Origin of the sequence: Streptomyces sp. NPDC002181, from assembly GCF_042890485.1 — a bacterium.
GTDB lineage: Bacteria > Actinomycetota > Actinomycetes > Streptomycetales > Streptomycetaceae > Streptomyces.
Map to the genome: position 1 here is coordinate 473637 of NZ_JBIASC010000005.1, position 20868 is coordinate 494504.

Sequence of the window (20868 nt, forward strand, 5' to 3'; positions counted from 1 at the left end):
ACGCGCGGCCGGGCCCCCCTCTCGTCACGTTGCCGCCCTAGTCCTCCAGGCCGCCGATGATGCCGCCCGGGAACGGGTCGGTCGGGGTGGTGCCGCCCGTCGCGCCGCCCGTGGCGCCGGCCGCGCCGCCGCCCGTCTGACCGCCGCCGCCCGTGGCCCCCGCCGTCTGGCCGCCGGGGCGGCCTCCGGGCTTGTTGTCACCGCCCGGCTTGCCGGGCTTCCCCGGCTTGTTCGGCGTCGGGTTGGTGGGCCGGCCGCCGCCGGTCGGCGTTCCGGTCTCCGGTCCGAGGCCGACCGTCACGAAGCTCGGCGCCTCCCGGCCGTCCAGCGCCCCCGAGACCGCCTGCTTCCAGATCGGGCCGGGCAGCCCGCCGCCGTAGACCTTGTCGTAGTACTGGCCGCCGATGGTGATGTTCTCCATCGACACCTGCTTGGCGCCGCCCGAGCCGACCCAGGTCGCACCCGCCATGTTCGGCGTGTACCCGACGAACCAGGCGTTGTAGCGGCTGTCGGTGGTGCCGGTCTTGCCCGCGTTCTGCCGGTCGGTCAGGCCCGCGGCCGTACCCGTACCGGAGTCGATCACGCCGAGCAGCAGCGTGTTGACGGTGTCGGCGGTCCTCTCGCTCATCACGCGGTCGCACTGGGACTTCGGCACGGCCAGCGCCTTGCCGTGCGCGTCCGTGATGGACTCCAGGGCGACGGGGGTGCAGTACACGCCGCGGTTGGCGAAGGTCGCGTACGCGTTCGCCATGGTCAGCGGGGACATGCCCTCGGTGCCGAGCGCGATCGCCGGGACCTCCGGAAGCTTCGTCCCGTCGGCCGGGATCACGCCGAGCTTCGTGGTCATCTCGGTCACGGGGCAGAGCCCGTTCTCGGAGATCATCTCCACGAAGTAGGTGTTGACCGACTTGGCCATCGCCTCCTGCATGCCGTACGGGCCGCGCTCGGACTCCGACTCGTTCTCCACCCGGTCGTGCGAGGTGTTGACCCAGGGCTTGTCGCCACAGGTCTGCACCGGGCTCGGGTACTCCATGTCGTGCGGGGAGGCGTACGTCTTGCCCGCGGGAACGCCCTTCTCCAGGGCGGCGGCCGCGACGAACGGCTTGAAGGTCGAACCGGTCGGGAAGCCGAAGTTCGAGCCGCCCATCCGCTTGTCGACCGAGAAGTTGATCTGCGTCTCGTTCTTCCCGAAGCCGTACGGCTTGGACTGGCCCATTCCGAGCACCCGGCCCGTGCCCGGCTGCACCAGGGTGACGGCCGTGGCGACCTTGTCGTCCTGGTTGACGTGGTCCTTGATCGACTCGTTGACGGACTCCTGCGACTGCGGGTCGAGCGTCGTCCGCACGGTCAGGCCGCCCTGGTTCCAGAGCTTGGCCCGCTCCTCGCGGGTCTTGCCGAACACCGGGTCGGTCAGGAACGTGTTGCGCACGTAGTCGCAGAAGAAGCCCGCGCCCTTGACCGCGGTGATGCAGCCGTTCTTCGGCCGCGTCACCTTCAGCGTCACCGGCTTCTTCTTCGCCTCGTCCGCCTCGGCCTGCGAGATGTCCTTCATGTCGGCCATCCGCTGGAGGACGACGTTGCGGCGCTTCATCGCCTCCTGCGCGTCGTTCACCGGGTCGAACCGGCTCGGCGACTGCACGACGCCCGCCAGCAGCGCCGACTCGTCCAGGGTCAGGTCCTTGGCCGGCTTGCTGAAGTAGCGCTGGGCGGCGGATTCGATTCCGTATGCCTGCTGGCCGAAGTACGTGATGTTGAGATAGTTCTCGAGGATCTTCTTCTTCCCGAGCTCTTCCTCGACCTGGATCGCGAACTTCAGCTCGCGGACCTTGCGCCCCAGGCTCTTTTCCTGGGCCTCGCGCACCTTGGTCTCGTCATCGCCGGCCTCTTCGACGAACACGTTCTTCACGTACTGCTGCGTGAGCGTCGAGGCGCCCTGCGCGGCCCCGCCCTCCTGCGCGTTGCGGTTCACCGCGCGCAGGATGCCCTTCGCGTCGATCGCGCCGTGCTCGTAGAAACGCGAGTCCTCGATCGCGACGATCGCCTTCTGCATGTACGGGGAGATGGCCGTCAGCGGCACCACCTGCCGGTCCCGTGAATAGACCGTGGCGATCAGGCCACCCTCGGCGTCCAGAATCGTCGTGCGCTGACTCAGCGGCGGTGTCTTGAGATTGGCCGGGATCTCGTCGAATCCCTCGACCGTTCCCTTGGCGGCGAGCCCCAGGGCGCCTGCGCCCGGGATCGCGATGCCGGCCAGCACAACTCCGGAGAGAACGGACACCCCGAGGAACTTGGCGGCCTGCTGCGGCCCCGTGAGCCCGGCGCCCGAGCGCTTCTTTCCCATAGAGGGCAGCCTACGTTCTCATTCGCCGGACACGCGCGAATGCCTTGGCCTAAGCTGTCCTCAACTGTCACAGCAGTGCGGTGCGACATCAACCCCTCGGCCTGATTTTCACCCTTCCCGAATGGGGTGGACTGATGTCCGAATCTCGCCCGTCACCCTGACGGTCGCTCGTCCGTGGTCCGCCGATTCCACCCGAATTGCCGGAATGGTCGGGCATGTCGCCGGATCACTCCGTCGGGTGATCTGCCGCTTACCCATAGTCCGTTCGGACCATTCAAGATTGGGCCCGTCGGGGGTGTTGCGCCGTGCCCACCTTCCGTAACGTCCTCAACTGGCAGCGGTGAATATGCCGCTACCGCCGTGGGGGAGCCTCGATTCGGGAGAGGACGGCGCCGGGATGGGCTGGGTTACCGACTGGAGTGCGCAGGCAGCCTGCCGCACTACCGATCCGGATGAACTGTTCGTTCAAGGAGCGGCACAGAACAGGGCCAAGGCGGTGTGCACCGGATGTCCGGTGCGGACCGAGTGCCTGGCCGACGCGCTCGACAATCGTGTCGAGTTCGGAGTATGGGGCGGAATGACCGAGCGGGAGCGTCGCGCACTGTTGCGCCGGCGTCCCACCGTCACCTCGTGGCGACGGCTGCTCGAAACCGCCCGCACGGAGTACGAGCGCAGTACCGGCATCCTCACCGTGGATGTCGACGCGGACATCGCGGATCTCGACGTCCCGTACGAGACGTACGCGGCAGCCGGGTAGGCCGCCACCGTACGAATGCCTACGCTCCGGCCGGCACCCCGGCCGCGAGTCGCTCTCCGATGGCCCGTAGCCCGGCGAGGTCGTGCACATCGCCGGGCAGGGCGGCCACCTCGGCCACCGCCACCTCGGGGTGCAGTGAGGTGAAACGATCGCGTGTGCGCTGCTCACGCGCGATCACCTGCATCCGCTCGGCGTGCAGACGCAGCAGTCCAGCGGTGATCTCGTCCACGTCGGCATCAGGGTCGGCATCCGCGTCTGCGCCCGCATCCGCGTCTGCGCCGGCGTCAGCGTCCGCATGCGCGTCGGCGGCCGCGCCGCCGTCCCGGGCCCCGGCGTCCGCCGCGTCGGCCTCCGCTGCCGAGTCACGAAGTCCAGCATTCCCGGGCTCCTGATCGACAATGCCGCCTTCTTCAAGATTCTCTGCGGCGGCCAACGCCCGCTCCGCGGACAGCTGGTCGGCCCCGCTGCCGTGCACGCGGTTCAGTACGAGCCCGGCCAGCGGCATGTTCTCCGCGGCCAGCCGCTCCACGAAGTACGCCGCCTCCCGCAGCGCGTCCGGCTCGGGCGCCGCGACCACCAGGAAGGCCGTACCCGGAGCCTGGAGCAGCCGGAAGGTCGCGTCCGCCCGCGTGCGGAAGCCCCCGAACATCGTGTCCATCGCCGCCACGAACGTCTGTACGTCCTTCAGCAGCGAGGCGCCCATCAGCTTGCTCAGCGTGCCGGTCATCAGCGACATGCCGACGTTGAGGAACTTCATCCCCGCCCGGCCGCCCACCTTCGCCGGAGCCATCAGCACCCGGATGAACTTCCCGTCCAGGAAGGACCCCAGCCGCTTCGGCGCGTCGAGGAAGTCCAGCGCGGACCGGCTCGGCGGGGTGTCCACGACGATCAGGTCCCAGTCGTCGCGGGCCCGCAGCTGGCCCAGCTTCTCCATCGCCATGTACTCCTGCGTGCCGGCGAAGCCGGCCGACAGCGACTGGTAGAAGGGGTTGGCGAGGATGGCCTCGGCCCGCTCGGCGTCCGCGTGCCCCTCGACGATCTCGTCGAAGGTCCGCTTCATGTCCAGCATCATGGCGTGCAGTTCGCCGCCGTCGACCCCGTCGACCCCCTTCACCCGCCGCGGGGTGTTGTCCAGCGAGTCGATCCCCATCGACTGGGCGAGCCGCCGCGCCGGGTCGATGGTCAGCACGACCACCTTCCGCCCCCGCTCCGCCGCCCGTACGCCCAGGGCCGCGGCGGTCGTGGTCTTGCCGACCCCGCCCGCGCCGCAGCAGACGATGATCCGCGTTCCGGGATCGTCCAGCAGCCGGTCCACGGGCAGTCGCGGGGCGGCGTCCATGCGGGGGCCGGTCTTCGTGCCCGTCGTGACCTCGGTCATTCCTCGCCCGCCTGCTTCCGCAGTTCCGAGGCCAGCTCGTAGAGCCCGGCCAGATCCATTCCCGCGCCGAGCAGGGGGAGTTCGTACGTCGCCATGTCCAGCTGCGCCAGTACGGTGCGCTGCGCGCGCTCCAGCTCCACCCGGCTCGCGTGCTCCGCGGCCTGCGCGAGCAGCGGGTCCACCAGCCGCTCGGCGAGTCCGCCGCGGCGCGCTCCGCCCAGGCCCGCCCGGGACAGGGCCTTGGCCACGTCGGCCCGGCGTTCGCCGCCGGCGGCGCGCAGGGCGTCCTCGTCCAGATGGTGCGGCCGCACCATGTTGACGACGACCCGCCCCACGGGAAGTCCGGCCTCCTTCAGCTCGGCGATCCCGTCGGCGGTCTCCTGGACGGGCATCTCCTCCAGCAGCGTGACCAGGTGGACGGCCGTCTCCGGGGACTTGAGCACCTTCATGACGGCCTGGGCCTGGTTGTGGATCGGCCCGAACCGGGCCAGCCCCGCCACCTCGTCGTTGACGTTCAGGAAGCGGGTGATCCGCCCGGTCGGCGGAGCGTCCATGATCACGTGGTCGTAGACGTAGCGCCCTGCCTTGTCCTTGCGCCGGACCGCCTCGCACGCCTTGCCGGTCAGCAGCACGTCCCGCAGCCCCGGCGCGATGGTCGTCGCGAAGTCGATGGCGCCGAGCTTCTTCAGGGCGCGGCCGGCGGAGCCCAGCTTGTAGAACATCTGGAGGTAGTCCAGGAGCGCCCGCTCGGCGTCGATGGCCAGCGCGAAGACCTCCCCGCCGCCCGAGGCGACGGCGATCTTGCGCTCCTCGTACGGGAGCGCCTCCGCACCGAAGAGCTGCGCGATCCCCTGCCTGCCCTCGACCTCGACCAGCAGCGTCCGTCTGCCCTCGCGCGCGAGGGCGAGCGCGAGTGCCGCGGCGACCGTGGTCTTGCCGGTTCCGCCCTTGCCGCTGACCACCTGGAGCCTGCTCACAGCCTCTGAGCCTAACCACTCGCCCATCGGGCCGCGCATGAGCCTCCCCCAAGCCCCGGCCGCGCGGAGCCCCGGGCTCCCAGGCGTTACGCTCGCCCCCATGACCAAGAAGTTCGAATACGCGACGGTCCCGCTGCTGGTCCACGCCACCAAGCAGATCCTGGACACCTGGGGCGAGGACGGCTGGGAGCTCGTCCAGGTCGTGCCCGGCCCCAACAACCCCGAGCAGCTCGTGGCCTACCTCAAGCGGGAGAAGGCATGAGCGGCGCTGTCGAGGCGAAGCTGGCCGAGCTCGGCCTGACCCTGCCGGACGTCGTCCCGCCGCTGGCGGCCTATCAGCCGGCCGTGCGGTCGGGCGCGTACGTGTTCACCGCGGGGCAGCTCCCGATGGTCGGCGGCAGCCTGCCGACGACCGGCAAGGTCGGGGCGGAGGTCTCCGCGGAGGAGGCCAAGAAGCTGGCCGCGGTCTGCGCGCTGAACGCCCTGGCGGCGGTCAAGTCCGTGATCGGCGACCTCGACAGGATCGAGCGCGTCGTGAAGGTCGTCGGCTTCGTGGCCTCGGCCCCTGACTTCACGGGCCAGCCGGGCGTGCTGAACGGCGCGAGCGAGCTGCTGGGCAAGGTGCTCGGAGACAAGGGCGTCCACGCCCGCAGCGCGGTCGGCGTGGCGGTCCTCCCGCTGGACGCCCCGGTCGAGGTCGAGCTCCAGGTCGAGGTTTCGTCTTCCTGACGCGCCCCACCCGCACGCATCGGCCCTGGCGGGCCCCGCGGCTTCGCGCCGCTGCGCCGGACTCGTCCGGCGGCCCGCCGGGGCCGTTCGCGTCGGCCCCGCGGGTTGCGCCCGGTGGACCCGGCCCACCCCGGTGGGCCCTCGAACATCGGGCCGGATACCCGTAGCATCCCGACATGCCGAATGGTCAGCACGGTCAGCAGCAGCCTCCCGCCGGAGGCCAGTGGTACCCGCCGGAGTGGCCCGACCGGATCCGCGCGCTCATGGACGGTTCCCTCGTCCCGGTGGAACCCCGCCGGGCCGCCACCGTCATGCTGCTCCGCGACACCCCCGCCGGACCCGCCGTGCACATGCTGCGCCGCAAGGCCTCCATGGCCTTCGCGGGCGGTGCGTACGCCTACCCCGGCGGCGGGGTCGACCCCCGCGACGAGGACCACCTCGTCGGCTGGGCCGGTCCGGGCCGGGACGCGTGGGCCGCCCGCCTCGCCACCGATCCCCGCACCGCCCAGGCGATCGTCTGCGGCGCCGTGCGCGAGACCTTCGAGGAGGCCGGGGTCCTGCTCGCCGGGGAGTCCCCCGACACCGTCGTCGGCGACACCACCGGCGACGACTGGGAGGCCGACCGGGCGGCCCTCGTGGCCCGCGATCTCTCCTTCGCCGAGTTCCTCGACCGCCGCGGCCTGCTGCTGCGCTCCGATCTGCTCGGCGCCTGGGCCCGCTGGATCACCCCGGAGTTCGAGCCCCGCCGGTACGACACCTGGTTCTTCGTCGCCGCCCTCCCGGAGGGCCAGCGCACCCGCAACGCCTCCACCGAGGCCGACCGGACCATCTGGATCCGCCCCGCGGACGCCGCCGCCGGCTACGACAAGGGCGAGCTGCTGATGATGCCGCCCACGATCTCCACGCTGCGCTCGCTGGAGCCGTACGGGAGCGCGGCGGGCGCCCTCGCCGCGGCGGCCGCCCAGGACCTGACACCCGTACTGGCGCAGGCCACGCTGGAGAACGGCGAGCTGGTGCTCAGCTGGCCCGGCCACGACGAGTTCACCAAGCACGTCCGCCCCGGAGGCACCCCGTGACCAGTGCGAGCGCCCTGCCCGGACAGCCCCGAGGAATCGTTACCTCAGGGCCCGCCACCGCCCGCGCGGTCAACATCCTGGCCCCCAACGCCTCCGCGATGACCCTGGACGGCACGAACACCTGGCTCGTCTCGGAGCCCGGCTCCGCCGAAGCCGTCGTCATCGATCCCGGCCCGCTGGACGAGGCGCACCTGCGCGCGGTCGTCGAGACCGCCGAGCGGGCCGGCAAGCGGATCGCGCTGACCCTCCTCACCCACGGCCACCCCGACCACGCCGAGGGCGCGGGCCGGTTCGCCGAGCTCACCCGTACCAAGGTCCGCGCCCTGGACCCCGCCCTGCGCCTCGGTGACGAGGGGCTCGGCGCCGGGGACGTGATCCGCACCGGCGGCCTGGAGCTGCGGGTGGTCCCGACCCCGGGCCACACCGCCGACTCGCTCTGCTTCCACCTGCCCGCCGACCGCGCCGTCCTGACCGGGGACACGATCCTCGGCCGCGGCACCACCGTCGTGGCCCACCCCGACGGCCGCCTCGGCGACTACCTGGACTCGCTGCGCCGGCTGCGCTCGCTCACGGTCGACGACGGCGTGCACACGGTGCTCCCGGGCCACGGGCCGGTCCTGGACGACGCCCAGGGCGCGGTGGAGTTCTACCTGGCCCACCGGGCGCACCGGCTCGCCCAGGTGGAGACCGCCGTGGAGGACGGGTACACGACCCCGGAGGCGGTCGTCGCCCACGTCTACGCGGACGTGGACCGCTCGCTGTGGCCGGCCGCGGAATGGTCCGTGCGGGCGCAGCTGGAGTACCTTCAAGATCACGGACTGATCCCGGGGGGCCCCGAATGACCACACTGTTCCTGCTGCTCGCGCTGATCTCCACGGCCGCGTGGATCACCTCGACGGTGACCCTGCGCATGAAGGCCCTGGAGCGGCGCTCGGAGCGGCTGGAGCGGCGCCTCGGCCTGGTCCTGGACCACTTCGGCATCGAGGAGCCGGAGCCGGCCGGGCTGGACGAGGTACGGGCGCTCGTGCGCGACGGCCGCACGATCGAGGCCATCCGGCTCTACCGGCGCGTCACGGGGGCCGACCTGCTGGAGGCGAAGCAGGCGGTCGAGGCCCTGACGGACGTCTGAGCGCCGCACCGGGAGCCGGGCACCGGAAACGGGAGCCGGGCGCCGGGGGAAGCGGGCGCCGGGAGCCGGCGCCGCAGACGCCGAAGGGGCCCCGCCCGATCGGGCAGGACCCCTTCACGCACATCCGATGCGCGGTCAGCGCGACCGCTTCGCCAGCCGCTCCACGTCCAGCAGGATCACGGCGCGGGCCTCCAGGCGGAGCCAGCCGCGGCCCGCGAAGTCCGCGAGGGCCTTGTTGACCGTCTCGCGGGAGGCGCCGACCAGCTGGGCCAGCTCTTCCTGCGTGAGGTCGTGCACGACGTGGATGCCTTCCTCGGACTGCACGCCGAAGCGGCGCGAGAGGTCCAGGAGGGCGCGGGCCACGCGGCCCGGCACGTCGGAGAAGACCAGGTCGGACATCTGGTCGTTGGTCTTGCGCAGGCGCCGGGCCACCGCGCGCAGCAGCGCGGTCGCGACCTCGGGCCGCGCGTTGAGCCACGGCTGCAGGTCGCCGTGGCCGAGGCCGAGCAGCTTGACCTCGGTCAGGGCGGTGGCGGTGGCGGTACGCGGGCCGGGGTCGAAGAGCGACAGCTCGCCGATCAGCTCGCCGGGGCCGAGGACGGCCAGCATGTTCTCGCGACCGTCGGGGGAGGTGCGGTGCAGCTTCACCTTGCCCTCGGTCACGACATACAGCCGGTCGCCGGGGTCGCCCTCGTGGAACAGGGCGTCACCGCGTGCGAGGGTCACCTCGCCCATGGAGGCGCGGAGCTCCGCGGCCTGCTCATCATCGAGCGCCGCGAAGAGCGGGGCGCGCCGCAGAACGTCGTCCACGAGTGTCTCTCCTATGTCGACCGGCTCAGGGGGGCCTGGCCCTCCATTTTGCCGGACGGCTCAAACAGTGCGATCAATCACTACCAAGGATGCCGGACGTACGCCTGTGCTGTGCGGTGAGAGACCAATCAGAGTGGTGTTACCTGAGGTCCAGGCGGGTGTCAGCGCCCGGCCTTAGGCTGGCCGGGTGTCCAACAAGCCGGTGAGAGCACAGGCCAAGGGGTCCGCAGGAGTGACGGGCGGTCCCAATTCAGCTGTGGGCGAACAAGCCCCCGAGAAGGCACCAGGAAAGCCCCGGAGGGCCCTGCCGAGCCCGCAGGGCAAAGGTTCGGCCAAGAAACCGGAATCGCATCTGGCGATGGTGCGCCGGGCCCGCCGCATCAACCGCGAGCTGGCCGAGATCTATCCCTACGCCCACCCCGAGCTCGACTTCCGGAACCCCTTCGAGCTGCTGGTCGCCACGGTCCTCTCCGCACAGACCACCGATCTGCGCGTGAACCAGACGACCCCGGCCCTGTTCGCCGCCTACCCGACGCCCGAGGACATGGCCGCGGCCGTGCCCGAGGAGCTGGAGGAGATCATCCGGCCGACCGGGTTCTTCCGGGCGAAGGCGCGCTCCCTCCTCGGCCTCTCGCAGGCCCTGCGGGACGACTTCGGGGGGAACGTGCCGGGCCGGATCGAGGACCTGGTGAAGCTGCCCGGGGTCGGCCGCAAGACGGCCAACGTGGTCCTCGGCAATGCGTTCGGGGTCCCGGGGATCACCGTGGACACCCACTTCGGCCGGCTGGTGCGCCGCTGGAAGTGGACCGAGCAGGAGGACCCGGAGAAGGTCGAGGCGGAGATCTGCGCGATCTTCCCGAAGAGCGAGTGGACGATGCTCTCGCACCGCGTCGTCTTCCACGGCCGCCGGATCTGCCACTCCCGCAAGCCCGCCTGCGGCGCCTGCCCGATCGCTCCGCTGTGCCCGGCGTACGGGGAGGGCGAGACCGACCCGGAGAAGGCGAAGAAGCTGCTCAAGTACGAGAAGGGCGGTCAGCCCGGGCAGCGGCTGAGCCCGCCGCCGGACTACCCGGGCCTCCCGGCCCCGCCGCTGGGAGCCACGCGGGCGGCCCCGGCCGACGCCTGAGTGCGCCGGCCGCGGCGCACGCGGCGGCCGGGCGCAGAGCACGCAGCACAGCAGAGCACGCAGAACAGAGCACGCAGCACAGAGCACGCAGCACGGCCGCGGGTCGCCGCCACAGGGCGGCCCGCGGCGGAACGAATACGGCCCGGGGCTGCGTTGTCCCCGTATCGGGACGGCGACGGTGTCGGCGACGGCAGGGAGCAGGGGTGCCTATGACGCGCGGAGCGCGGGACGAGAGCGGTGTGGCCCAGGCGGCCGCGCCGCCGCAGCAGGGCGAGCCGCAGGCTCCGTACGAGGACCCGGGTGCTCTGCGCGTGAGCAGCCAGGGCCTGCCCCGGTGGCTCGATCCCGTCGTCGAGGCCGTGCGGACGGTCCGGCCCACCCAGCTCAGCCGGTTCCTGCCGCCCGAGGACGGCCGCGGCCGCCAGTCCGCCGTGCTGGTGCTCTTCGGCGAGGGCCCCCGCGGCCCCGAGCTGCTGCTCATGGAGCGCGCCGGGACCCTGCGTTCGCACGCGGGCCAGCCCTCCTTCCCCGGCGGCGCCCTCGACCCGGAGGACGGCGATCCGCACACCACCGGCCCGCTGCGCGCCGCCCTGCGCGAGGCGGAGGAGGAGACCGGGCTCGACCCCGCGGGCGTCCAGCTCTTCGGCGTCCTGCCGCGCCTGTACATCCCGGTCAGCGAGTTCGTCGTCACCCCCGTCCTCGGCTGGTGGCGCGATCCCAGCCCCGTCGGCGCCGTGGACCCGGCCGAGACCGCCCGCGTCTTCACGGTTCCCGTGGCCGATCTCACGGATCCCGATCACCGGGTCATGGCGGTCCACCCGAAGGGCCACCTGGGCCCTGCTTTCACCGTCGAATCGGCTCTGGTCTGGGGTTTTACCGCCGGAGTGATCGACCGGATCCTGCATTTCGCGGGATGGGAGCGCCCCTGGGACCGATCGAGGCAGGTCCCGCTCGACTGGCGCGCATGAGACGGTGACCCTCGTGAACGTGCTGGACATCCTGTTGCTGGTCGCCGCCGTGTGGTTCGCGATCGTCGGCTACCGCCAGGGGTTCGTCGTCGGCATCCTGTCGGTGATCGGCTTCCTCGGCGGTGGTCTCATCGCCGTGTCCCTGCTCCCGCTGATATGGGACCGGGTGACCGACAACGGCACCCAGGTCTCGACCACGGTCGTGGTCATCGCCGTGGTCGTGATCATCGTCTGCGCCTCGATCGGGCAGGCCTTCACCACCCATCTGGGCAACCGCCTGCGCCGCCACATCACGTGGTCGCCGGCGCGCGCGCTCGACGCGACCGGCGGCGCCCTGGTCAACGTCGTCGCGATGCTGCTCGTGGCGTGGCTGATCGGCTCGGCCCTCGCCGGGACCTCACTTCCCACCCTGGGCAAGGAAGTCCGCAACTCCAAGGTGCTGCTGGGCGTCTCGCGCGTGCTGCCCGCGCAGGCCAACACCTGGTTCTCGGACTTCAGCTCCACGCTCGCGCGCAGCGGCTTCCCGCAGGTCTTCAGCCCGTTCTCGAACGAGCCGATCACCGAGGTGAAGGCGCCCGACCCGGCGCTGGCCCGCAGCCCCGTCGCCGAGGCGGCCAAGCGCTCGATCGTGAAGGTCGTCGGTACCGCGCCGAGCTGCAGCAAGGTCCTGGAGGGCACCGGTTTCGTCTTCGCGCCCGGCAAGGTGATGACCAACGCGCATGTCGTCGGCGGGGTCGGCGAGCCGACCGTGCAGATCGGCGGCGAGGGCAAGCTCTACGACGGCAAGGTCGTGCTCTACGACTGGGAGCGCGACATCGCCGTCCTGGACGTGCCCAAGCTGAAGGCGCCCGCGCTGGAGTTCACCGACAAGGACGCGGTGAGCGGCAGCGACGCGATCGTCGCCGGATTCCCGGAGAACGGCGCGTACGACGTCCGCGCCGCGCGCGTGCGCGGACGGATCAACGCCAACGGCCCGGACATCTACCACCGCGGCACCGTCCGCCGCGACGTCTACTCGCTCTACGCGACCGTCCGCCAGGGCAACTCCGGCGGGCCGCTGCTGACGCCCGACGGCAAGGTGTACGGGGTCGTCTTCGCGAAGTCGCTCGACGACCCGAACACCGGGTACGCGCTGACGGCGGACGAGGTCCGCGATGACATCCGGATCGGGAAGACCTCCGACCGGCGGGTCGACAGCCAGGGCTGCGCCCTCTGATCCGTACGGAACGGGGCGCGGCCGCGGCTACGTCCGTGGATGCCGCAGGCGCGCCGAGACCCAGCGGGCCCGGCGGCGCAGGATGCGCGGAATCCCGAGGCGGGGGTCGTGGCCGTCCCGGCCCGTCCTCCCGTAGGTGCCCGGCGTCGCTGCCGGGCGGCGTTCGCGTGCGGTGTCACCGTAGTCGTGCGTCCAGCCCATACAACGAGCTGTGCCCGGGCCCCAAGGTCGGTAACCCCGTCCGGAGCGGCCAATTGGCCTATGCGCCGGGCAATTGAATGTTCGTAGGACAGTCGTACTGACGGCTGTTCAGCTGAGATCCCGTCGGATCAGCGGTCCGGCTCGGGGTCCTTCAGCCAGTTCACCAGCTCGGTCGAGAAGGCCGCCGGGTCCTCCTCGTGGGGGAAGTGCCCGAGCCCGTCGAACAGCCGCCACCGGTACGGGGCTTCGACGTACTCCCCGGAGCCGGCCGCGCTGCGGGTCCGCATCACCGGGTCGAGCGAGCCGTGCAGGTGCAGCGTCGGCACGCGGACCGGCCGCTTCATCCGGCGGTTGAACTGGAGCCCGTCCGGCCGGGCCATCGACCGCATCATCCAGCGGTACGGCTCGATCGAGCAGTGCGCGGTGGACGGGATGCACATCGCCCGCCGGTACACGTCGAGGTCCTCCTGCGCGGGCGGCAGCGGACCGGACCAGTCCCGGATCAGCTCGGCCACGAGCGCCCCGTCGTCGGCCACGAGCTGCCGCTCCGGGACGAACGGCCGCTGGAAGCCCCAGATGTGTGAACTCGCCCGGGTCTGGCCGAAGTCGGAGAGCATCGCCGAGCGCCAGCGCCGCGGGTGCGGCATGGAGGAGACCACGAGCCGGCGCACCAGCTTGGGCCGCATCACGGCCGCGGTCCAGGCGAGGTAGCCGCCCAGGTCGTGCCCCACGAGGGCGGCGTCGGGCTCGCCGAGGGACCGTACGACCCCGGTGATGTCGAGCGCCAGGTTCGCGGGGTCGTAGCCGCGCGGGGTGCGGTCGCTGCCGCCCACCCCGCGCAGGTCCATCGCGACCGCCCGGTACCCGGCGTCGGCGAGCGCGGTCAGCTGGTGCCGCCACGTCCACCAGAACTGCGGGAAGCCGTGCAGCAGCAGCACCAGCGGCCCGTCGCCCATCTCGGCGACGTGGAACCGCGCCCCGTTGGCCGCGACGTCCCGGTGGGTCACCGCTCGCCCGCCGGGCACGTCGATCCTGACCGCCGTCGCGGCGGTGGGCGGAGTGCTGAAGTCCGGTGAGGGCGCTGTCATGAGGACGAGCGTGCCACACCCACGGCCTGGTCACTCACCGACCGCGGATGCGGCTTGACGGTGCTGACGACCGCCGCGGTCTGCTTGACCGACGCGATGGTCTTCTCCGGGGGCTTGACCTTCTTGAACTTCGATACGGCGATCAGCGCCAGCAGGCCCGCGAGCACCAGGAACGCCACGCCGACGATGAGGAACGACCAGGCGAGCCCGAGCCCGAGGTTGTGGATCCCGTACGCCGCGGCGAAGCTCAGCACGGGCAGCGAGAACAGGGCGAACACCCCTGCGATCCCGATGGCGGTGCCGCCGATGCCCACGCGCCTGACGTCCTGGCGGATCTCCGCCTTGGCGAGGGCGATCTCGTCGTGCACCAGGGCGGACATCTCGGCGGTGGCCGAGGCGACCAGCTGGCCGAGTGTGCGCTCGGCTCCTTGCGCCCCTTGGTCCACTGCGCTCATCGCTCTCTCCCTCTGTCATCTGCCGTCGTCTGCGGTCGACGCCCTGCGCGGCGGCGCCTGTCCTGCGCCCGTCACCGCGCCCGTCGCGGCGTCAGTTCAGATCATGCCGGACGGCCGCGCTCGGCGCTGGACCCGGTGGCCGCTTCGAGCGCGGCGGCCGTGGCCGCCTCGGCCCTGCGGCGGTGCTCCGCGGCCTTCGCCTCGTAGATCTTCGCCATCCGCAGGTGGTACTCCGGCTTGTCCTGCTCGTAGACGTCCGGGATGCCGTCGAGGTCCTCGTCGCGCTCCTCGTCCTCGGTGAGGGCCTGGTACTTGCGGTTGCGCAGCTTGAGCAGGACGCTCGCGAGGACGGCGGCGATGAGGGAGCCGAACAGGACGGCGGCCTTGACCTCGCCGGTGAGCGTCGGGTCGTCGGCGAAGGCGAGTTCGCCGATGAGGAGCGAGACGGTGAAGCCGATCCCGGCGAGGGAGGCCACCGCGAGTACGTCGGGCCAGGCCAAGTCCTCGTTGAGCGAAGCGCGAGTGAAGCGGGCGGCCAGCCAGGTGCCGCCGAAGATGCCGACGGCCTTGCCGACGACCAGGCCGAGCACGACACCGAGGGTCTCGGGCCGGGTGAAGACCTGGGCGACGGCTTCGTCGGAGAGCGAGACCCCGGCCGAGAAGAGCGCGAAGAGCGGGACGGCGAGGCCCGCCGAGATGGGCCGTACGAGGTGCTCGATGTGCTCGCCGGGGGAGGTGGTCTCGCCCTCCTCGCGGGAGCAGCGGAGCATCAGACCCATGGCCACGCCGGCGATGGTGGCGTGGACCCCGCTGTTGTACATCAGGCCCCAGATGACCAGGGCGAGCGGGACGTACACGTACCAGCCGCGGACGCCCTTGCGGAGCAGGAACCAGAAGACGACCAGGCCGAGGACCGCGCCGCCGAGGGCCAGGAAGTCGATCTCGCTGGTGAAGAACACCGCGATGATCATGATGGCGAAGAGGTCGTCGACGACGGCGAGGGTCAGCAGGAAGGCGCGCAGGGCGGACGGCAGCGAGGTGCCGATGACGGCCAGGACGGCGAGGGCGAAGGCGATGTCGGTGGCGGTCGGGACCGCCCAGCCGTCCATCGAGCCGCCGCCGGCCGTGTTGACCAGTACGTAGACCAGCGCGGGCACGGCCATGCCGCAGACGGCGGCGATCACCGGGAGGGCGGCCGCCTTCGGGTCGCGCAGATCGCCGGCGACCAGCTCGCGCTTGAGCTCGATGCCGGCGACGAAGAAGAAGATCGCCAGCAGTCCGTCGGCCGCCCAGTGCTGGAGCGAGAGGTCCAGGCCGAGGGAGGCGGGGCCGATGTGGAAGTCGCTCACGTCCGCGTAGCTGGCGGAGAGGGCGGGGATGTTCGCCCACAGCAGGGCGGCGATGGTGGCCACGAGCAGGAGCACGCCGCCGACGGTTTCGGCGCGCAGGGCGTCGGCCACGAAGCGCCGCTCCGGCAGGGAGAGCCTGCCGAGGAACTTGCGGCTGTGGCGGTCGGTGGGGCTGGGCGCGGCCACGGGGGGCACCTCCGGGTGGGTTGGACGGCATGGCGGAACTCGTTGCCGACCAGACTTCCCGGCGCACCCTGTGACGTGCGTTCTTTACGCTTCTCGAATTTTACAGGGTCGCGCGAGGACGTATCCGGCGATCTTCACTTTATGCGTGAAAAGGGCATCCGGCGCGGCGCGCCGGATGCCCCTCTCACTCGGTCCGTGAGCCGGTGCGGCCCGTGCTCAGTCCTCGCTGGAGGCGGACGGCAGCTTGGTCTGGATGAGGTCCATGACCGAGGAGTCGGCCAGCGTCGTGACGTCACCGACCGCGCGGTCCTCGGCGACATCGCGCAGCAGACGCCGCATGATCTTGCCCGAGCGGGTCTTCGGCAGCTCCTGGACGGGAACGATCCGCTTCGGCTTGGCGATCGGGCCCAGCGTGGCGCCCACGTGGTTGCGCAGCTCGCCGACCAGGGTGTCGGTCTCGGAGGCGCTGCCGCGCAGGATCACGAAGGCCACGATGGCCTGACCGGTGGTCTCGTCCTTGGCGCCCACCACGGCCGCCTCGGCGACGGAGGGGTGCGAGACGAGCGCCGATTCCACCTCGGTGGTCGAGATGTTGTGGCCGGAGACCAGCATCACGTCGTCGACGCGGCCCAGCAGCCAGATGTCGCCGTCGTCGTCCTTCTTGGCGCCGTCGCCCGCGAAGTACTTGCCCTCGAAGCGGGACCAGTAGGTGTCGACGAACCGCTGGTCGTCGCCCCAGATGGTGCGCAGCATCGACGGCCACGGCTCGGTGAGGACCAGGTAGCCGCCCCCGCCGTTCGGGACCTCGTGGCCCTCGTCGTCGACGACGGTGGCTCCGATGCCCGGCAGGGCGCGCTGGGCCGAGCCCGGCTTGGTCTCGGTGACGCCCGGCAGCGGGGAGATCATCATCGCGCCGGTCTCGGTCTGCCACCACGTGTCCACGATCGGGCAGCGGTCGCCGCCGATGTGCTTGCGGTACCAGATCCAGGCCTCGGGGTTGATCGGCTCGCCGACCGAGCCCAGCACGCGCAGGCTCGACAGGTCGAACTTCGCGGGGATGTCGTCGCCCCACTTCATGAACGTGCGGATCGCCGTGGGCGCGGTGTACAGGATGGTGACGCCGTACTTCTGCACGACCTCCCAGAAGCGGCCCTGGTGCGGGGTGTCCGGCGTGCCCTCGTACATGACCTGGGTGGCGCCGTTGGCGAGGGGACCGTAGACGATGTACGAGTGCCCGGTCACCCAGCCGATGTCGGCGGTGCACCAGTAGACGTCGGTCTCCGGCTTGAGGTCGAAGACGGCGTGGTGGGTGTAGGCGGCCTGCGTGAGGTAGCCGCCGGAGGTGTGCAGGATTCCCTTGGGCTTGCCCGTGGTCCCCGAGGTGTACAGGATGAACAGCGGGTGCTCGGCGTCGAAGGCCTGCGGGGTGTGCTCGGCGGACTGGCGGCCGACGATCTCGTCCCACCAGACGTCGCGGCCCTCGGTGAACGCGGTGTCCTGGCCGGTGCGCCGTACGACGAGCACGTGCTCGACCTGCGGGCACTTGGCGACGGCCTCGTCGATGGCGGGCTTGAGGGCGCTGGGCTTGCCGCGGCGGTAGCCGCCGTCGGCGGTGATGACCAGCTTGGCGTCGGCGTCCTGGATGCGGGAGGCCACGGCGTCGGCGGAGAAGCCGCCGAAGACCACCGAGTGGGCGGCGCCGACGCGGGCGCACGCGAGCATCGCGACGACGGCCTCGGGGATCATCGGCAGGTAGACCGCGACCCGGTCGCCGGCCTGGACGCCCAGCTCGGTCAGGGCGTTGGCGGCCTGGGAGACCTCGTCCTTGAGCTCGGCGTAGGTGATCGCGCGGCTGTCGCCGGGCTCACCCTCGAAGTGGATGGCGACGCGGTCGCCGTTGCCGGCCTCGACGTGCCGGTCCACGCAGTTGTACGCCACGTTCAGCTTGCCGTCCGCGAACCACTTGGCGAAGGGCGGGTTGGTCCAGTCGAGCGTCTCGGTCGGCTCGGTGTCCCAGGTCAGGCGGCGGGCCTGCTCGGCCCAGAAGCCCAGCCGGTCCGCGTCGGCCTGTGCGTACGCAGCCCCCGTCACGTTGGCGGCGGCGGCCAGGTCGGCGGGAGGAGCGAATCGGCGCTCCTCCTTCAACAGGTTGGCCAGGCTTTCGTTGCTCACGACATCTCCCTTTCCCAGGGTGTCCGTTGTGTCCCCGGGCATAGCTCATCAGTCAGCGGCCCTGGTGACAAGGGGTAGCCGAAAATTGGTTTAGACCTATATCACGGCCGGGCGGACGTGCAGAGTGGCCCCCTCCCGCTGCAGGGTGCGGGAAGGGGCCACTGTGTGACACGGATACCGGAGGTTACCGGTTCGTCCGCGTCCATGATCCGGATCTGTCGACGACGGCGATTCGGTCATCATCCGGTCATCCGGTCATCTTTCAGGCGTGCTGCCCGACGTGCTCCTGGGCCTGGTGTCCCACGCTGTCGAAGACCCGGCAGTCGAAGAAGTCCTCGCCCTCCGACAGCAGGTACGCCTGGGCCTCGCCCACGTGGAAGTACATCCCGTGCAGTTCCAGCGTGCCCTCCGCGAGCCTGCGGGCCACCGATTCGTGCGCCCGCAGGTGCTCCAGCTGCTGCACCACGTTGGTCAGGCACAGCTGCTCCACCGCGTCGGCCGGGAGCCGGCCCGCGATCCGGGCCCAGGCGTGGTGGCGGCTGGCCATCCGCTCCAGGCTGGGCAGCCCGTGCCGCAGCCACCGGCGCAGCGGGGTCATCGGGGCCCCGGGCGTGGAGTTCAGCAGCGCCTGCATGGCCCCGCAGCCCGAGTGCCCGCACACGGTGATGCTGTCCACCTTGAGCACGTCCACCGCGTACTCGATGGCCGCCGCGACCGAGTCGTCCGTGGACTCGGCGCCCGGCAGCGGGACCAGATTGCCGACGTTGCGGACCGTGAACAGGTCGCCGGGGCCGCTGGCCGTGATCATGCTGGTCACCAGGCGGGAGTCGGCGCAGGTCAGGAAGAGCTGCGAGGGCCGCTGACCCTCCCGGGCCAGCCGGGCCAGCTCCTCGCGGACGTGCGGCGCGGTGTCCCGCTGGAAGGCGCTGATCCCGCTGGCCAGTTGGCCGGCGCCGCGGCGGCGCGGGGCCGGGGGCGGGGCCGCCGCCCCCAGGTCCTCCATCGCGTCGGGAGCCGCGGCCGCGCCGGGGATCGTGGGCTCTGCCGCCGGGCGGTGGTCGCAGTGGTTCATCCACGGGGTCCAGGGGCGGCAGCACTGGTGCCCGCCGCGATGGGTCCCGCGGTGGGACCGCTGATCGGCGCGGTGGGCCGGGTGGGCCGGGTGCGTGAGGTGGGTGGGGTGGGCTTGGTGGGACTGGTGCGCCGCGTGGGTCCGATCGGCGGTGTGGCTCGCCCCGGCCATCCGGGCGGCGGAGCGGCCGGTGACCTCCAGGGAGCCCCCGTGCACCAGATGGGCGTGCTGCCAGTCCTGGAGCGTCTCGTACGCCGCGTGGTCCATGAACGAGCCGTCCAGCTCCACCACCACGCGCCCGCCGGGCGGGATCTGGTTCAGCACCCGGCTCAGCCGCGGCACCGCCAGGAAGGTCAACTGCCCGCGCGCCCACACCCGGTGGACCCCGTCCCGCACCTCCAGGGTGATCCGGGTCCGGGCCAGCCGGTGCAGCGCGATCGCGACGGCCACCGCGATGCCGATGGCGACCCCCTCCAGGACCCCGCCGAGCACCACGGCCGCGATCGTCGTCACGTACACCGCGATCTCGCGGTGCCGGGTGACCGTGCGCAGATGCGTCGCGTTCACCATCTGCACGCCCAGCGCCATCACCAGGGCGGCCAGCGCGGCGAGCGGGATCAGGTCGAGGACCGGGACGAGAAGGGCGGCGGCGAGCAGGATCCACAGCCCGTGCAGCATGACCGACCGGCGGCTGACGGCCCCGGACTTGACGTTGGCCACGCTGCGGACGGCCCCGCCCGCGATCGGCAGCCCGCCCAGCAGGCCGGAGAGCACGTTCGCCGCGCCCTGGCCGCGCAGTTCGCGGTCGAGGTCGGCGCGCGGCGGGCGGCTGCCCGTACGCCGCTGCGAGGCGATCAGCTTGTCCGTGGCGACCGCGGACAGGAGGGATTCCACACTGCCGACCAGGGTCACGGTCAGGACCGCCGCCATGATGCCGAGGACGGGGCCTTCGGGCAGCTCGGGCAGGGCGTGGCTGCGCCAGGACGGCAGGTCCACCCGGGGCAGGGTGAGCCCGGTCAGCGCGGCGAACGCCGTGGCCGTGGCGACGGCGGCCAGCGCGGCCGGCACCTTGCGCAGCGCGAGCCCGACCCGCCCGGGCAGCCGCGGCCAGCCGAGCAGGACGACCAGGGTCAGGGCGCTGACGCCGAGCGCCGCCGGGTGCAGGTTCGCCAGCTGGCCCGGCAGGCCGAGGACGTTGGCGACGGCGGAGCTCTGCGGGGTGCCGCCGAGGACGATGTGCAGCTGGGCCAGGGCGATCGTGACGCCGACGCCCGCGAGCATGCCGTGGACGATGGCCGGGCTGACCATGAGCGCCGAGCGGGCGGTGCGCAGCGCGGCGAGTCCGAGCTGGCAGCAGCCGGCGAGCACGGTGATGGCGCAGGTGGTGCGCCATCCGTAGTGCTGGATCAACTCGGCGGTGACCACGGTCAGTCCGGTCGCGGGTCCGCTCACCAGCAGGGGGGTGCCGCCCAGGCGCCCGGCCACCATCCCGCCGACGGCCGCGGCCACCAGGCCCGCCTGGAGCGGGGCACCGGTGGCGAGCGCGATGCCGAGGGAGAGCGGCAGGGCGATCAGGAACACGGTCAGGGATGCGGACAGGTCGGCATGGAGATCGGCTCGGTGGCCCTTGCGCGGCGCGTGGTCGGCCTTGGGGGAGGTGGCTGCCATGGGTCCCGTCTCCTCTGCGGAGGGATGAAGCGGCGGGAGTCTCAACACTCAGTAAATGAAAGGTAATGGAGAGTAAAGGATCGCGATAGGGAATGGGGGCAAATGGACTAGGAATTAGCGCTCAGGGGTGATTAAGCATTTTGTCCGGCTTGTCACATCATCCTCACGGT

Annotated in this window: 18 protein-coding genes; 9 read left to right on the plus strand and 9 right to left on the minus strand. The window is 71.7% G+C overall.

Going from position 1 to position 20868, the window contains the following annotated elements:
- Positions 1–37 precede the first annotated feature (37 nt).
- The gene (locus tag ACFYXV_RS17215) at positions 38–2341 is read right to left on the minus strand and encodes a transglycosylase domain-containing protein (RefSeq protein WP_389383287.1); all 2304 of its coding nucleotides are present in this window, start codon (positions 2339–2341) and stop codon (positions 38–40) included.
- A 397-nt stretch (positions 2342–2738) separates the two neighbouring features.
- Between ACFYXV_RS17215 and ACFYXV_RS17220 the strand changes: the two genes are divergently transcribed.
- A complete protein-coding gene (locus ACFYXV_RS17220) occupies positions 2739–3098 on the plus strand; it encodes a WhiB family transcriptional regulator (RefSeq protein ID WP_048477042.1) in 360 nt (119 codons plus the stop codon).
- A 19-nt stretch (positions 3099–3117) separates the two neighbouring features.
- Here ACFYXV_RS17220 and ACFYXV_RS17225 read toward each other — a convergent pair whose 3' ends face one another.
- Together ACFYXV_RS17225 and ACFYXV_RS17230 are read right to left on the minus strand one after the other, a co-directional pair.
- Complete coding sequence (locus ACFYXV_RS17225; RefSeq protein ID WP_389383289.1) at positions 3118–4476, minus strand: ArsA family ATPase; 1359 nt, start codon at positions 4474–4476, stop codon at positions 3118–3120.
- Positions 4473–5453 (minus strand): ArsA family ATPase, encoded by a 981-nt coding sequence (locus ACFYXV_RS17230; protein ID WP_385468496.1) that lies wholly within the window; start codon positions 5451–5453, stop codon positions 4473–4475. Before ACFYXV_RS17230 ends, ACFYXV_RS17225 begins: the two co-directional genes overlap by 4 nt.
- Before the next feature lie 100 nt (positions 5454–5553).
- Between ACFYXV_RS17230 and ACFYXV_RS17235 the strand changes: the two genes are divergently transcribed.
- The 5 genes from ACFYXV_RS17235 (at position 5554) to ACFYXV_RS17255 (ending at position 8387) form a co-directional block, all read left to right on the plus strand.
- Complete coding sequence (locus tag ACFYXV_RS17235; protein ID WP_007264966.1) at positions 5554–5715, plus strand: DUF4177 domain-containing protein; 162 nt, start codon at positions 5554–5556, stop codon at positions 5713–5715.
- The gene (locus ACFYXV_RS17240) at positions 5712–6182 is read left to right on the plus strand and encodes a RidA family protein (RefSeq protein ID WP_385468499.1); all 471 of its coding nucleotides are present in this window, start codon (positions 5712–5714) and stop codon (positions 6180–6182) included. The genes ACFYXV_RS17235 and ACFYXV_RS17240 overlap by 4 nt, the downstream gene beginning before the upstream one ends.
- Before the next feature lie 176 nt (positions 6183–6358).
- Positions 6359–7258, plus strand: coding sequence for an NUDIX hydrolase (locus ACFYXV_RS17245; protein ID WP_389383290.1), 900 nt, complete (start codon positions 6359–6361; stop codon positions 7256–7258).
- Positions 7255–8100 carry an MBL fold metallo-hydrolase gene (locus ACFYXV_RS17250; protein ID WP_383339449.1) on the plus strand — a complete coding sequence of 282 codons (846 nt, stop codon included), beginning with the start codon at positions 7255–7257 and terminating at the stop codon, positions 8098–8100. Before ACFYXV_RS17245 ends, ACFYXV_RS17250 begins: the two co-directional genes overlap by 4 nt.
- Complete coding sequence (locus ACFYXV_RS17255; RefSeq protein WP_389383291.1) at positions 8097–8387, plus strand: hypothetical protein; 291 nt, start codon at positions 8097–8099, stop codon at positions 8385–8387. The genes ACFYXV_RS17250 and ACFYXV_RS17255 overlap by 4 nt, the downstream gene beginning before the upstream one ends.
- A gap of 135 nt (positions 8388–8522) precedes the next feature.
- Here the strand turns inward: ACFYXV_RS17255 and ACFYXV_RS17260 are convergent, their stop codons facing one another.
- Positions 8523–9197: a Crp/Fnr family transcriptional regulator gene (locus ACFYXV_RS17260; RefSeq protein WP_003981529.1), complete on the minus strand. Its 675-nt coding sequence runs from the start codon at positions 9195–9197 to the stop codon at positions 8523–8525.
- A gap of 358 nt (positions 9198–9555) precedes the next feature.
- Here ACFYXV_RS17260 and nth point away from each other — a divergent pair, with 358 nt between their 5' ends.
- The 3 genes from nth to ACFYXV_RS17275 all read left to right on the plus strand — a co-directional run bounded on the left by nth (position 9556) and on the right by ACFYXV_RS17275 (position 12507).
- Positions 9556–10323, plus strand: a complete 768-nt coding sequence (gene nth / locus ACFYXV_RS17265; protein WP_383498827.1) for an endonuclease III — start codon at positions 9556–9558, stop codon at positions 10321–10323.
- A 209-nt stretch (positions 10324–10532) separates the two neighbouring features.
- On the plus strand, positions 10533–11291 hold the full coding sequence (locus ACFYXV_RS17270) for an NUDIX hydrolase (RefSeq protein WP_385468509.1): 759 nt from the start codon (positions 10533–10535) through the stop codon (positions 11289–11291).
- Positions 11292–11304: 13 nt separating this feature from the next.
- Positions 11305–12507, plus strand: coding sequence for a MarP family serine protease (locus ACFYXV_RS17275; protein ID WP_383339461.1), 1203 nt, complete (start codon positions 11305–11307; stop codon positions 12505–12507).
- Between the two features lie 329 nt (positions 12508–12836).
- Here the strand turns inward: ACFYXV_RS17275 and ACFYXV_RS17280 are convergent, their stop codons facing one another.
- The 5 genes from ACFYXV_RS17280 to ACFYXV_RS17300 form a co-directional block, all read right to left on the minus strand.
- Positions 12837–13796 (minus strand): alpha/beta fold hydrolase, encoded by a 960-nt coding sequence (locus ACFYXV_RS17280; RefSeq protein WP_385468513.1) that lies wholly within the window; start codon positions 13794–13796, stop codon positions 12837–12839.
- Positions 13793–14251 (minus strand): phage holin family protein, encoded by a 459-nt coding sequence (locus ACFYXV_RS17285; RefSeq protein ID WP_385468516.1) that lies wholly within the window; start codon positions 14249–14251, stop codon positions 13793–13795. Before ACFYXV_RS17285 ends, ACFYXV_RS17280 begins: the two co-directional genes overlap by 4 nt.
- 101 nt (positions 14252–14352) lie before the next feature.
- On the minus strand, positions 14353–15786 hold the full coding sequence (gene nhaA, locus ACFYXV_RS17290) for a Na+/H+ antiporter NhaA (RefSeq protein ID WP_385468519.1): 1434 nt from the start codon (positions 15784–15786) through the stop codon (positions 14353–14355).
- 216 nt (positions 15787–16002) lie between these two features.
- Positions 16003–18000 (minus strand): acetate--CoA ligase, encoded by a 1998-nt coding sequence (gene acs, locus ACFYXV_RS17295; RefSeq protein WP_385468522.1) that lies wholly within the window; start codon positions 17998–18000, stop codon positions 16003–16005.
- 220 nt (positions 18001–18220) lie between these two features.
- Positions 18221–20698, minus strand: coding sequence for a SulP family inorganic anion transporter (locus ACFYXV_RS17300; RefSeq protein WP_389383293.1), 2478 nt, complete (start codon positions 20696–20698; stop codon positions 18221–18223).
- Positions 20699–20868 lie beyond the last annotated feature (170 nt).